9 protein-coding genes and 1 pseudogene are annotated in these 13,446 nt (G+C 69.3%); 3 read left to right on the forward strand and 7 right to left on the reverse strand.

From position 1 onward, the window contains the following. Positions 1 to 109: 109 nt before the first annotated feature. Both ACH5AO_RS34890 and ACH5AO_RS34895 read right to left on the reverse strand, forming a co-directional pair. Entirely contained in the window at positions 110 to 1,060 is a 951-nt protein-coding gene (locus tag ACH5AO_RS34890) for an alpha/beta fold hydrolase (RefSeq protein WP_398931807.1), read from the reverse strand. Between the two features lie 193 nt (positions 1,061 to 1,253). Then, a complete protein-coding gene (locus ACH5AO_RS34895) occupies positions 1,254 to 2,018 on the reverse strand; it encodes a GNAT family N-acetyltransferase (RefSeq protein ID WP_398931829.1) in 765 nt (254 codons plus the stop codon). Between the two features lie 1,333 nt (positions 2,019 to 3,351). Here ACH5AO_RS34895 and ACH5AO_RS34900 point away from each other — a divergent pair. Then, positions 3,352 to 3,852: an N-acetyltransferase gene (locus ACH5AO_RS34900; RefSeq protein ID WP_398931809.1), complete on the forward strand. Its 501-nt coding sequence runs from the start codon at positions 3,352 to 3,354 to the stop codon at positions 3,850 to 3,852. 885 nt (positions 3,853 to 4,737) lie between these two features. Here the strand turns inward: ACH5AO_RS34900 and ACH5AO_RS34905 are convergent. After that, entirely contained in the window at positions 4,738 to 6,228 is a 1,491-nt protein-coding gene (locus tag ACH5AO_RS34905; RefSeq protein ID WP_398931811.1) for an FG-GAP repeat protein, read from the reverse strand. 592 nt (positions 6,229 to 6,820) lie between these two features. Continuing rightward, positions 6,821 to 8,947 (reverse strand): DUF4132 domain-containing protein, encoded by a 2,127-nt coding sequence (locus ACH5AO_RS34910; protein WP_398931813.1) that lies wholly within the window; start codon positions 8,945 to 8,947, stop codon positions 6,821 to 6,823. Between the two features lie 712 nt (positions 8,948 to 9,659). Between ACH5AO_RS34910 and ACH5AO_RS34915 the strand changes: the two genes are divergently transcribed. Then, positions 9,660 to 10,112 (forward strand): protease inhibitor I42 family protein, encoded by a 453-nt coding sequence (locus ACH5AO_RS34915; protein ID WP_398931814.1) that lies wholly within the window; start codon positions 9,660 to 9,662, stop codon positions 10,110 to 10,112. 179 nt (positions 10,113 to 10,291) lie between these two features. On the opposite strand, the gene ACH5AO_RS34920 is transcribed toward ACH5AO_RS34915, so the two are convergent. After that, the gene (locus ACH5AO_RS34920; protein ID WP_398931816.1) at positions 10,292 to 10,837 is read right to left on the reverse strand and encodes a hypothetical protein; all 546 of its coding nucleotides are present in this window, start codon (positions 10,835 to 10,837) and stop codon (positions 10,292 to 10,294) included. Positions 10,838 to 11,320: 483 nt separating this feature from the next. On the opposite strand from ACH5AO_RS34920, the gene ACH5AO_RS34925 reads away from it, so the two are divergent. Further along, positions 11,321 to 12,274, forward strand: a complete 954-nt coding sequence (locus tag ACH5AO_RS34925; RefSeq protein WP_398931818.1) for an ornithine cyclodeaminase family protein — start codon at positions 11,321 to 11,323, stop codon at positions 12,272 to 12,274. An 89-nt stretch (positions 12,275 to 12,363) separates the two neighbouring features. Here the strand turns inward: ACH5AO_RS34925 and ACH5AO_RS34930 are convergent, their stop codons facing one another. Further along, on the reverse strand, positions 12,364 to 12,669 hold the full coding sequence (locus tag ACH5AO_RS34930; RefSeq protein WP_398931820.1) for an antibiotic biosynthesis monooxygenase family protein: 306 nt from the start codon (positions 12,667 to 12,669) through the stop codon (positions 12,364 to 12,366). Positions 12,670 to 13,332: 663 nt separating this feature from the next. Next, positions 13,333 to 13,446, reverse strand: a pseudogene (locus ACH5AO_RS34935) (thioredoxin-disulfide reductase); the annotation flags it as partial.

The raw sequence follows: 13,446 nt of genomic DNA on the forward strand, positions 1-13,446 counted from the left end.
CCTGCCGCGCGGACGGTGCGTTCTGGTACGGGCATGCGTTCCGCCCATCGGCTCACTCGCTCATGTGTCGGTCGTCATTCCCCGCCGGTACCGCGGGGCTCGCGCGGTATCAGCAGGTGCGGACCCGCACTGCGTCGCACGGCTCCCCGGACCCGCCTTCCTGCCGGCCGCCCGAGGGCCGACACGGTGCTGGGAAGCCGCTGGCCCAGCTGCCCTCGATCAACTTCCGAAGGGCATGAGCCACCTGTTCCGGATCCTGAAGCTGCAGACCGTGCCCCACATCGTGCAGCTGTTCGATCCGCACGTCGGGAACCCACTGCTCGACGAACTTCACGTCGCCGTCGGTGAGAAGGCCGCCGGCCGCCGGGTCGGCGCGAAGCAGCGCGACGGGGACGTTCAGACGGCCCAGCAACCCGGCATCCAGCCGATGGTAGGTCTCGTCGAAACGCTGTGTGACCGCATCGAGGAAGTCGCCGTCATGTCGGAACAGGGAAGCCGCCATCTCCCGGACGTACGGATGACGTTCACCGAAGAGATCGGCCACGGAGGCAGTGGTTCCCCGGGGAGTCGGTACTTCCAGCGCCAAGAAGCCGTCACGTACGTCGCGCTCCGACGAGGTGAGGGTGGTCAGTGCTCGCCACGACCGGTTGATCTCGTATGTCGACCGCATGTGGGCGAGCATCCTGTCGCGGTCCATGGGGGCGTCTCCGATGACCAGGCCGGCCACCAGGTCGGGACGGTCCTCCGCCAGTACGGCACCCACATGGGCGCCATGGGAGTGTCCTACGACCCAACAGCGCGGGGATCCGAAGTGATCCAGGACTTCGGCCATCGCTGCGGCCGAATCCTCGAGCCGGTAGGACCCAGGGGTCGCTGCCGACTCCCCGTGGCCCGGCATGTCAGGACGGATCATGCGCATCCCGTCCGACAGGAGAGCGGCCATGGGGTCGAACCACTGGCGACGCCCTGAACCACCGTGCAGCAGAAGCAGCGTCCTCTCGCCGCTGCCGACAACGTCGTAGACCGTGCCCGCCGCAGTGCGGCTCACCTTGGTCTGCATGTGATCACCTCGGAGTGATTTCCTGGGGAGGGTTCGCTGGAACACGAGTGTCCCGTCGGCCACCGGGCCCGCCGTTTTCGCCCTGCGGTGAAGTGCGCTCGGGCCGGAACTCAGGACCGGCGGAAGACGGCTCGCAGGCGGCCCCACGCCTTCGACCGCGTCGGCGGAGCACCTCAAGTGGTCATGCGCGGCTCTACGGGTGGAAAGCATGCTCTGTAAAACTGCCGCACGCTCTGAATCCCAGGCGTCGGTAGACCGGCTCACCGTCTGCTGTTGCCTGGAGCACCGCGTGACACTGTCCGTACTCGCGTGCCGCGTGCAACGCGGCTACGGTGATGGCGCCGCCGTAGCCGCGCCGGCGGTGGCCGGCCAGGGTGCTGATGTTGTAGATGCCCGCCACGCCGGCGTGATGAAAGACCTCTGCGGAGCAGACCGGCTGACCACGGTGGTAGCCGACGAGGTACCGAGCAGGACACTCCGGTCGGAGGATCCACGGGGCGGCATCGCGGTAGAAGGCCCGCACCGTGGCGGCCGGCGGATCCCAGTTCGCGGACAGGACTGCCGCGTAGTCAACGAGTTGTCCGGCGGTCGTGACCTGATGGATATCGAGCTCTGCCACATGGGGGCGGGGCGGGAGCGCGTCGAGGGGTGCCCACATGGCCGTTTCGTTCGCGGACGCCTCGAGGCCCGCTGCCTCCAGACGGTCGGACAGGTCCGAGGGCGTCGAAGCAGGTCCGACCCACCAGGAGAACGGGCGTCCCGCGGCCTTCAGGGCATGGACCGTCAGCTCGATGCGGGCCGCGGCCTGCTCGGGGGTGAAGCGCGCTGCTGCGACGATGTTGAACGTGTCGTCCTCGATTCCACCGTCGGCGATCAGCAGGTCATCCGTTTCGGTCACCGTCGCACCGTCCATGTGGCGATGCAGGTGGGCCGCATGCTCCGCAAGGTTCGCCTCCATGCGTGCGAGAAGGTCCGCTCCACCGGCACCTGCGCCTTGTTCCACGGTCATGCTCTCTTCGATCTCCATAAGGGTCGTCTCCAGGTGATCCGCGGCTCCCGCGCGACCTTTCTAACATGTAAATGTTCACTTGAACAATCAGGAGGGAGTTTCATTCGATGGCGGCCTCCCGGCCGACTGGGCGTCGAGCGCCTCCGCGGACTCGAGGGAACCGCTCCGGCGCGGGACCCGGCGGAGCCGCCGGGCGTCACCGCCGACCAGGGGCAGCGGAGCGGGCCCGGGAGCCCGCGGCCGACCCGCCGATCCCGCGACCGAAGCGTTCCAAGCGGACATCGGGTCACTTGTGTGCCCGCCGGGACCTCGAAGAGCGTCCTCGACGCTGCCGTCGCCGTCACCCGGCAGCGTCGTTGCAGCACCGAGGACGTTCTAGTCGCTGTGCGCACCACGGGCCATGACCGGCGCCGGGTGCCTCGGTGGGCCGTCCGCTCGCCCGGCGCGTCGCTGCGGGCGTCCCGCGCCCGGTCCCCGGGCGTGGGGTGTGCACGGTGTCTTCCGAGGTGGGACGGCGACGCGTGGCGAGGCCGGGTGCCGACGGCCGGGCCGACGCGGTGGCCGCCCGGCGGACGCGTTCCGGACCCCCACCTGTCGGCTCGGCAGACGGGGGCCGACGCTCCGCCGGTCCCGGGTAACCGGCAGAGCTCGGAAGCGGATCCCCCCTTCCCCGGAGGGCCGGGGAAGGGGGGACCGGAGTTCCGGCGCGTTCGCCACTCCGCTCGGCGCCGGGTCTCTGAGACTGTCTCCCACGACCTGCAGGTACGAATGAGTAATCGGTACTTGATCACAGAAGCACCTCGGACCGCGGTCCCGGAAGACGGACGGCACCGGGCGCACCGTTCCCGTATTTCGACGGACGCCCGGGACACGGCCTGAATCCCTCTCGCCCGCCGCGTCACGAGAACTCGGCATCATCGCGCTTCGCCCCCTGGCCGTGGGAACGGCGGCCGTTGTCGGGGAAGCGCGCCCCGCCGAGCGTCTCGGCAATTCCCCGCAACCGCCGGCGGCCGCCCGGTGTTGTGCGTCAAGCAGGAAGGGCGCCCTGCGAAGGCAGGACCTCAGCACCTGGAAGCCGCGACGGACAGGCACCGGCGGCCCCGCGTCCGGCCCCGGGCCGGAAGCAGGCCACCCCCGGCGCGTGCCCGCCGGATGGGACCGTGACTCGTCGCTCGGCCGTGCGGGCGCTGCGCCGGATCGCACCGCATTCGGAGCGGCCGGACGGTGCGCCGGTGGCCAAAACCTTTTGCGCGGCGCTTCCCGGCCTGGTTGGCTCACGCCCATGACCTGGCTTCCGCATGATTTCGTCCATCCCCTCCACGTCGGTATACCCGACGGCGGAGGCCACCGGCTGCGCCCGATCAGCGGCGCGGACGCGCCGCTGGACTATCCGACGGTGATGGGTTCGCGGGAGCGGCTGTGGTCGATCTTCGGCCCCGCGTGGGGCTGGCCGCCGGCCACGATGTCGTACGAGGCGAACCTCGCCGATCTGGAGCGGCACGCCGCGGAGATCGAGGCGCACGAGTCGTTCAACTACACGATCGAGAACGCGGACCGCACCGCCCTGCGCGGCTGCGTCTACATCGACCCGCCCGGGAAGCAGGGGGCGGACGCCGAGATCTCCTGGTGGGTGGTGGACGAGGAGGTGGGCGGTGCGCTGGAGCGGGCGCTGGACGCGTTCGTGCCGCGCTGGATCGCCGAGGACTGGCCCTTCGAACGGCCTCGTTTCATAGGCCGGGACGTGACCTGGGAGGAGTGGCTCCGGCTTCCGGACCATCCGTGAGCGGACGCCCGGTGGGGGTCCGGAACCGGTGGCGAGCGGCCGGCCCGCTCCCGCGGAGCCCGGACGGGACCGGCGGCGGAGGGCCTGACGGCTTGCCGAGGACGAGGCGGAGGCGGAGACCCCGGTCCCCCGGAGCGGCCGGACCGGGGTGCCGGTGGACGGACCCGGTGCAGCCGGCGAGCCGGAGCCGCCGCTTCCCGGGCCGCTGAGGGCGGCTGCCGCCACCGTCACCGTCTGTCTTCTCCGCCCGTCCGGGAGGAGTGGCCCCCGGCACCGAAGACCGCCGGGGAGCGTGCCCCGGCAGCGGCGCTCGTTCCGGGGAGCGCAGGGACCCGCCCGCCGACCCTCCGCGGGATTCGGCACGCTTCTCCGCAACGTTCCGGGTGATTCCCTCCGGACTTCCACCGGCGCACAGGGCTCCGTTCGCGGCGGCCGCGAGCCGAGGAGGGCCGGAGATCCGGCAGGGGCCGTCGGCGTTCCCGGCCGGTGTGCCGAACGACAACCGGTGAAGGCCCGGCGCGCCCACACGCCCGTCCGCACCGGCTCCGCCCCCGCAACGGCGGGCGCATCCGGACGAGGGCGGCATCCACCGGCCGACCCGCCGTGGATCGCCAACCCTCCGGCCTCGTCCCACTCGCTGCGCGGTGCGGAGGCGAACGGGCCGCCGCCGGCGGCACCGGCCATCCCCTGCTCACGCCGGGGAAGCGTCCGGGGCATCGTCGCCCGGCAGTTCCACACTTCCGCGGTCCCCTCCCCCTGATTGCCGGGTGGGCCCCTGTACCTGTTCGGAAGGGAACGAGCCGGGAGCTGTGGCCGGTCCCCGGCGGTGCTCCCGGTCCCGCGTATGCCCCCTCGTACCGGTCGGGGTGTGTCAATCGTGTGAGCTCACTCGTCGATGGCTGCGCCGAACAGCGCGTCAGCGCCGGGTGCGCCGAGCGACGCGCCGCCGTAGGACCAGGCGCCGACGGCGACGGTGCCGGAAGAGCTCGCGGGGAGGAGCCAGATGGCGCCGTCGGAGGTGTTCTCCCCGGGAGCGGCAGCCAGGAGCTCGGAGCGGCCGTCGCCGTTCGCGTCCACGAGCCGGACCTGCCCGCCCCAGCGGTCCGCCTGCTCCGCCGTGCCGGGCACGCCGGCCGAGTTCTGGTCGAAGGACTTCGCACCGGTCGCGGTCAGCCCGTGGGCCGAGCCGCGCAGGACCCACACCGCACCCGCGTCCGTGACGCTGCCCACGTCCTCGCCGGGCGCGCCGACAGCAAGATCGTCATAACCGTCTCCGTCCACGTCAGCGAGGGAGACGTCGGCGCCGAAGCCGTCGCCCAGCTCACCGGTACCCGGGACACCGATGCTGTTCTGCGTCCACGCCTGCGCCACGGTGCCGTACTCGTCGACGCCCTTCACGCCTTGTTCGCCGCCGAAGTAGACGCCAACGGTTCCGCCCGTGAGGGGCTCGTGGAGGTCGTGGGGGTGGTCGGGCCTGCCGTAGACCAGGTCGTCGAAGCCGTCGTCGTTGATGTCCCCCGAGGCGGTTGCCGGACCACCGCCCAGATCGCGAAGGTGGGCCAGGCCGCCGGTTCCACCTCTGTAGACGGCCGACCGTCCCCCGCCGTCCTCCTCCAGGCTCTGACCGGAGACGACCAGGTCGGCGTAGTCGTCGCCGTCGTAGTTCCCCGTGGTCAAGGAGACCGGCTGGATCGCGCCGCCCCCAGGAGCACCGGTGGTGTCGATGCGGCTGGTGTTCTCCAAGGATCCGGTGACGTACGTGTACAACGCCGCACCCTCACGGTGTGCCACGGCAAGGACGTCACCCTTCGTGTCCCCGGTGAACCGGGCGGCGGCGACGGCCAGACCGAACCCGGCCCCCGTCTTCGGGGTGGCGGCCCCCAGAACGGTGCTGCGCGTGACGGACAGTCCGGCCTTCGAACCGTACAGGACCGTCACCCGGCCCGCGTCCTTCACAGAACCGATGTCTTCCCCGGGCGCCGCGATGATCGCGTCGTCGTAGCCATCGGCGTCGAGGTCGCCGGTCGCCACGGCGCTGCCCCAGCCGTCACCGGTCTCGGCGGTGCCGGGAACACCCGCGGTGGCCTGACCGAAAACAGCGGTACGACCCCGGGGAGCACCGGTGGCCGTGCCTATACCGTTCGAGGCGCCGTACTGGACGGTGACATGGCCGGAGCCCTCACGGCCGCCATCGGTGCTCCCGGGGGCACCGCTCAGAACATCGTCGTAACCGTCGCCGTCGAAGTCGCTGTTGCGGTCGCCGGCGTAGGTCCCGCCGGGTGTGCCCGCGAACGCGGCGGGCGCGGCGGCGATGCCGGCACCGGCCATGAGCAAGAAGGACGCGGCGGCGACAGCAGCCGAATGCCTGTGATTCATGATGTGTTCCCGTTGTCGCGGTAGGTGGATCTGGCTGACGGCGTGTTGGATGCGCGACACCTTGCGACAGTTGTCGTCCTCTGTCCGGCTGTGACAAGGCGGTGACGAATGAACCGCCTCGGGCCTGCGGGAGGCTCGAAGCCCAAGGACGTCGAGGCCCGGCGCGTCCGTCCCGGAGGCACCGGGCCGGCGCCCTGTCCGAAGCCCCTGGACGCGGTGGTCCAGTACGTGACCCCCGGACCACTGCCGCGGAGCCGCAGGCTGCGACGAGTCGGGTTCCACCTCCGAGGACCGAGGCGGCAGCCCGCACACCCCGATCCGGGGGCTGCCGTCAGGGGGTGCCCGGCTGCCGCCCCGACCGCGGGCCCCACGCACGCGCCGTCCCGGCCCCGACGGCGCGATGGGCGGCCATCCGGCGCCGGCCCGGTCGGCATCCGTGCCCGTCCGGCGGTGTCCCGCCCGGCCTCTGGCACTCGGCGCACCTGGGATGCGGCGAGCGGTCCTCGACCGGGGCGGGCGGGAACCGGAGACTGTAGCCGCCTCCAGAGGCCGGGCGCTCAGGAAGCCCGTCGGCGGCGAAGGACAACGGTCTCTAGTCGCTCTGATCGTCCTTCACGCCCGCGACGCCGACGAAGAAGCCGACGTCCCGCAGGACCTCGCTGAAGACCAGTTCGGGAACCGTGTCGAGAGGCTGCGGCTCGACGTGCCCGTCCGGCATGCGGTACGGCCTGCCGCCGGCATGGGCGTAGTTCTCCGGGGCCTCCACGGGGTAGAAACGGATCTGGTCGGTGCGAACGGTCAGGAAGCTGCCCGACACCCCGACGTCGTGCTCGACGCCTTCCACCCAGTACTCCGCGCGCACTCCCCAGGCGGGGAAATCGATCATGGCCGGCGGGTACTCGTCGTCGACGGCCATCCGGAGTCCGTAGCGCCAGCCTCTGGACGCGGCGAGCTTGCTGAACTGGTGCTGGTGCAAGGTGCGCGCGGCGAACCGGTTCGAATGGGTGCGAGTCCGTCGCTCCTCCTCGTTGATCCGGTAGATCTCACGATCCGCCTGTTGGAAGGGCTGGCTGACGTCGTGTCGCAGCAGCAGGTTCCGCCAGGCCTCGACACAGCCGGCGTCTTGGCCGACCGGATGCCACAGTGACACCGTCGCCCGCGCGTCGGCCTCCAGCGGTGTGCCCTCGTGGTCACGCCAGCGACCGTCGGCGTATCCGTATGTCCGACCTTCGACGGTCCACAGCAGGCGCCGGGTGAGGGTACCGAGGAGCGGGTGATCCGCATACCGCTCGCACCACGACGAGAACGTCCAGGTGCGCCGGGAGGCGAGAAGGCGCTCGAGTCTTCTGGTCTCCGCCCTCAGTGTCTTGTCGATCTCTTTCACGCGGGCGTTCAACTCCTTCACGTCGGCCGCGTGCTTGAGCCGTACCTCACCTGGCGCCGCCCTTGTGGTTCTTCCGGTGGGATGCCGCCACGTCAGCACGCCTTTTCCGTCGCGTACCGATATCACGGCGGTGTGGACGCCCACGGTGCTCTCACCGCTGCCGACGCGAGTGAGGAAGTGGGTGGGAACCGTGATCTCTTCGAGATCTTCCCTGGAGACACCCATGCTCTCCGCACAGGAATGGAGTGCCGCTCTGATCGATTTGAGAGTCGGTTTCCAGGTGATTTGGTGCGAAAGGCGCGCCAGTTCTGCCAGTGAAGCTGCGCCTTTGTAGCCCGCCAGCGTGTGGACCACCGCATTCGCCAGCCTGGGGTGGCGGGGGCCCATTCCCGGGACCTCACGAAGGCAGAATTCCAGCAGGTCTCCCAGGGCTTGCACGGCGTCGCGATCCTCCTCCACGAGCCCCAGCATCCATACCAGCCCGCGCAGGGCGACCGCGTTGTACGGATCGAACATTCCCGGGAACGCCACGGGGGAGTTGTGCACGAGTGGCACAGAACGCGGCTCCCGTACCGAGGGGAGCCAGCGGACCACGGTCCTGCGGAACTCCTCGGGTCCCACATCCTTGATGTGCGCCTTCGCCTTTGTCGTCCAGGCCGCGGAGGGCTTCGTGGCCCTGGCCGTAAGTGCGTGCCGCAGCAGACACGGCCAGGCCCTGCCCGAGTCGGCTGTGTCGGCGAGTGCTCGATCGGCCCAGGCCTCGCCGGGGTTGAGCACGGGGCAGGCCAGTTGATCCTCGCTCAGGCTCTCGATCCCCCCTGCGGCCCAGCCGTCGCTCCGCAGGGAACGCCGAAGTGCTGCCAAGAAAGAAACGGAGGGACTCTGCCCCGCCGACAGTTCGGCACTTTTTTCGACGACTCTGAACAATTCGTATGTATGGGGATAGGGAAGGTGGAAACTCCGACCCATGTCGTCCACCGCTTCGAACCGGTTCTTCAAGTCGGAGCAGGAGGCGAGGCCCTTCACGACGAGTTCTTTGAGCCAGGTCATGGGGCCCCAGAGTGACAGCTCGTCACCTTGCGCTTCCTGCTCGGTCCAGCCGCGTGTGACCCACTGCTGCATTACTGTGGTGCGATAGAGGTGGAGCACATCGTTGGCCAGCTTCGCCGCCTCGAATTCCGGCAGGTCGGCCAGCGTGTCGGTGATCCGGGAAGCCGTGTCCGTCTCACCCGACTGTGCGGCGGAAAATATCTCTTTTGCGAGGCGGTATGTGTCTCCTTCGGTTGCTAGCCGGTGAATCCTTTCCACCCTGGTCGAATCATTGGAAGAAGTCACCAGGAACCTCCCGGTAGTGTGATCCAAAAGTATGTCCCCGTCGCCGATACGGTTGCGCGGGCGAGGTGTTCGCCGGAGTCGGCAAGCGTGAGCGCACTATAGAACGTCTCACTGACATCATCACGTGTTCTGGTCGGAAGAGCCGCAACGTGCGTGTGAGCAGGACTTGCTCACTACAATTCCCTGATGGGTGTGGCAGGGCGCTGCGCCATTCACTGTGCACTGATCCGCGCTGTGTGTCCGGCCGGCAGGGTCAGGTTTTTGGGCTCGAGGAATGCGGTCACCCGGGTTGCGGCCGTCGGAAACGGCAAGGGCCTCCTTTCTCCGCAGCATCCGGTGCAACGCTGCGATATCGGCGCCACGACGCCGGTGCGCGCACGGGGGCGTCCCGGCCGTCGAGTACGGTCGAGGAGATCGAGTCGGGCCCGAGCGGGGACTGGCCCGTTGCTCCTCACCGGGACGTCGTGGCGGTCGTGCCCTCCGGCTCGCAGGCATCGTGCGCAGGAAGCGCGAATTGACCGGTGCCCGGTGAGGAACTCGTCCTCCACCTCCACTGCTGTTCCGGCCGGTTCGGAACGCGGGCGACTGGACGACCGTGGCGTTCAGGGGAGGGGCGGCTCCGTGCTGCCGACCGCCGGTCCATGGGCACCGGTTACTCAGCCAGGGCAGAGCGACTGTGCCTAGTCTGGCGGTCGTGATTCCACCGTTTGTCATGAGATCCGCCGAACGGCATGTCAGCACCGCGGCCGTCGTGACGGGATTGCTGCTGGCCACGGGCTGCGGGGCCGGGGCCGCGGATATCGCTCACCACAGCAGTACCGATACGCGCATCACCGCGAAGGTCGGGCAGCGCTTCACCATCGACGTCGAGGAGAACAGTTCGACAGGTGAACACTGGTACCTGGTCCCCCCGGAACCCGGAGACTCGGTCGTCCGGGAGAGCGGGCAGCGGCTGCGGGGGGCCGACCCCGATCTCACCGGGTCGGGCGGCCGGCGGATCTTCGCCTTCGAGGCGGTCGGCGCGGGAACGACCCTGGTCGTCCTCCTGCACTGCCCCGTGGCCGGTTCCTGCGTCGGCGGCGACGCCTCACCGGTGCCGCGGCCCTCCGCGACCGCGGGCGGTCCCACGGCTCAACGCGTCACCTACGTCATCACCGTCGAATGACGCCCCGCGGTCCGGTGCCGGCCGGTGGAGGACATTTCGTTCCCGGGACGCACGGAGGGGACCCCGTAGCGTCCCTCGCACGCGCCCGATCCCCTCGTGCGACGCGCCGGAAGGTGAACGCACACGGGAACGGTGCTCCGCGTTCGCCGAAGCACCAGCCGTTTATGCCGGACGGCCCGTCATCGCTCGATGTCGGACCGCATGGAAATGAAAAGCCGGCCCGCTTCGTCCAGTGTCATGTCGGGCATGACGGCAACACCGGTAGTGTTCGAGTCCACCCATCCACAGATGTTGTTCCCTCTTTTCGGATCGACCGTCATGCATTCTGCGGAGCCGCCGAGCGGGCCGGGTTCTATCTCTTGAGGCTCGGGCCGCGTTTCCTCGGCCCTCTCCGACAGCAGCGGGACGAGTTGGTCGTACAGATACTCCTTGCGATCCTCTGTGCTGCTCGGTATGTCGGCCTCGCCAATGAAGAGAATCGGATCCTCGGGTTCTTCCCCTATATACGCGTTCACCACGACAGTTGAATCTTTCCGCACCTTGCCGGGGTCCACGGAAACATTTTTCAGCATTTCGTGATCACGATCGCGCTTGAATCCCGCTGCGGTCTCCGCGTCCACGATCGAGTGTTTTACAGCCGATGTCGACCCCTGGCCCGATTGCTCGCTCCCCGGCGAATCACAGGCAGACAGGAAGGAAACGCCCATCAGTGCGGCGAGGGCCACGGCGAGAGAACTCCGGGCAGCCTTCATTCGAGTTGTTCTCCAGACTGTGCAATGTTCATCCTCACAAGGGTGGAACGCGGCGCAGAACGGTGCCTGAGCAAGACATGCTCAGCCGCGGAACCGCGGCGGGCCGTCACACGGCCCGCCGGCGTACCGGGCAGGTCGGCTGAGCCGCCGAGGCTTGCGCGACCCGTGCTGCTCACGCGACTGTCCCGGTTTCCCGTGCGCTCCTGTGCCGCGATCTCCGCGGCAGGCCGAGCGGGCTTTCCGGCACGCGGCTCCCCGGCGGATACGCGGCCCCGTACCGGCTCGAGGCCGAACCACCGCTCGCCCCGGCCGCATGATGAACATCATGATTGTTCATGCGAACGCGTGTATGTTGGAAAATGCCGGGGTGTCGAGCGGTCCACGGAGCAGCGTCGCGACCTCCCCGCACTTCCTCCGCCTCGTCCGGTCCGCCCGCCTGAGCTCATGGAGACGTCAGTGACACGCCTTCTGACCCGGAGTGACCTTCTGTCCGTCCTGGACATCGGATCGTGCATCGAAGTGCTGCGGGACGGGTTCCGCAATGACGACCGCATCCCTGCGCCGGGCCTGAGGGTGCGCGGCGACCTTCCCTTCCCGGGGACGGCCACCGCGTTGATGCCGGGACTGCTGCCGGGCGTGGAGGCATACTCGGTGAAGATCAACGCCAAATTCCCGGGCGCTCTGCCCGCCCTGCGTGGTGTCATCTGTCTGCACAGCGGAGTGGACGGGTCGTTGCTGGCCCTGATGGATTCGGCCACCATCACCGCGTGGCGGACGGGTCTCGCGGCGGCGCTGGGAACACAGCTCCTCACCCGTGTGAGGTGTGCGGCCGGCGATCCGGTCGTGGGTGTCGTGGGAGCGGGGGCCCAAGCCGAGCTCATGGTGAACGGCTTGCGCCACTTCCGAGACGTCCGGGACCTCCTTGTCCACGACACGAACGTCGACCGGGCCGCGGCCTTCGTGAAACGGCACGGTGGCCGAGTGGCTGGTTCGGCGGCCGAAATCGCCCAGGCGTCGGACACGGTCCTGCTGGCAACCTGGTCGCGCGAGCCGTTGCTGGGGCTTGCGGACGCACACCCCGGCCAGCACTTCACCACCCTGGGCGTCGATGAGCCGGGCAAGCAGGAGCTGGCCGCTGACCTGCTTGAGGCGTCGTTCCTGGTCGTGGACGACCATGGCCTGGCGGCCTCGACGGGCGTTTTGGCCGAGGCCGGCGGAAGCTCGCGGGTCACCGCGGACGCATCGCTCGGCGAGCTGCTGCGAAGGGGCCGGCCGAACCAGGAAGCGCCTTCGGGGATCACGGTGTACGCCCCGGTCGGCCTCCCGTGGCAGGACCTGGCCGTCGCCTGGCTCGCTCACCAGCGAGCCGAGGCGAACGGTCTCGGCCGGAAGGTCGACCTGCTCTCATAGTCGTGGCCCGGAGGCGCGGGGTCGGCGATCCGTATGGACGGCCGACGACGCGGGCCCCGCCTCCTTCCGCGGTGACTCACCCGACGCCGTCATTCCGGATCGATCCTGAAAGTGGTGCCCTGCACCTCGTAGACCTCAGTTGTCGTCTCAGGGCGCAGAAGGCGACGTATGCGTTCGACGGTGTCACCGTACGAAGGTGACTCCGCGAGAGCCTCGGCACTGGTCCGGTCGGACCAGAAGCTGACGACTGTACAACCGGTGCCGTTGCGCAGGAAGAACACTCCCTTGAAGCCGTCCTGCTGCTCGAACATCGGCCGAGACACTTCATGGGCGAACGCGTCGTATTCCGGCTCTTTTCCGGGCACTACGGTGGCGCGCCATATTCTGGCGATCACGACACTCTCCTGGTTTTCGAAGCGGGGTTGCAGGGGGCGTTCACCGGTCCGGAACCGAAGGGCTGCCCGGCCCGGCCGTTGAGCCGCGAAACGGGAAGGGGTGCCCCGACTGCATCGCCGCCGAGACGGGACCCGATGCGCAGCCGGAAGTCGGTCGGGAGGAGGGGAAGCCGGACTGTCCGCCTCGGTGCCGGAATTGATCCTGTCGCCGTCGACGGAGGTCATTCGGACGGAGACTCCGAGAGAACCTCCGCCCGCGGCGGTGAGGCCGCATCGTGCCGTGGCGCCGGCCTCGCCCCCCGAGGTCCTCCGGGCAGCTCACCTCGGCCTGGGCTGTCCCGGTGAGCCTCGCACTGGAACCGAACGAGCGCACGGGGAGGGTGTTCCTCCGGGAACCGGCCGCCGCTTGGCTGCTCTTCACCGATTCCCGAACCAAGCACACCGGGCAGGACCAATCGGTGCTCATCCCCGGAAACGGTCCGCCACAGATCCCGGCGCCCCTCATGAAGCCGGTCGAAGCAGCCACCGCAGGAGCCGAAGGGCAGGTCGAGGAGACGTCGGAAGCGGCCGCCGCGACGGGGTTCTCGTCGACGTCGACGTGTGCGCGCCTCATGCTCCGGTGCTTGCCGGTCACGGGCGGTAGGAGCCGTCAGCGGCCCGGTGCTACGCGCGGTCCGCGAGGGCGGCGAGGAAGCGCTCGGCGTCGAGGGCGGCGGAACAGCCCGTACCGGCTGCGGTGATCGCCTGGCGGTAGGTGTGGTCGACCACGTCGCCGGC

The organism is Streptomyces sp. NPDC018964 (genome assembly GCF_044390325.1).
Lineage (GTDB): Bacteria > Actinomycetota > Actinomycetes > Streptomycetales > Streptomycetaceae > Streptomyces.

Excerpts from the sequence above, each read along its gene's own strand:
- ACH5AO_RS34890 (WP_398931807.1), bottom strand. The coding sequence starts at position 1,060 with ATGCAGACCAAGGTGAGCCGCACTGCGGCGGGCACGGTCTACGACGTT.
- ACH5AO_RS34895 (WP_398931829.1), bottom strand. The coding sequence starts at position 2,018 with ATGGAGGCGAACCTTGCGGAGCATGCGGCCCACCTGCATCGCCACATG.
- ACH5AO_RS34900 (WP_398931809.1), top strand. The coding sequence starts at position 3,352 with ATGACCTGGCTTCCGCATGATTTCGTCCATCCCCTCCACGTCGGTATA.
- ACH5AO_RS34905 (WP_398931811.1), bottom strand. The coding sequence starts at position 6,228 with ATGAATCACAGGCATTCGGCTGCTGTCGCCGCCGCGTCCTTCTTGCTC.
- ACH5AO_RS34915 (WP_398931814.1), top strand. The coding sequence starts at position 9,660 with ATGAGATCCGCCGAACGGCATGTCAGCACCGCGGCCGTCGTGACGGGA.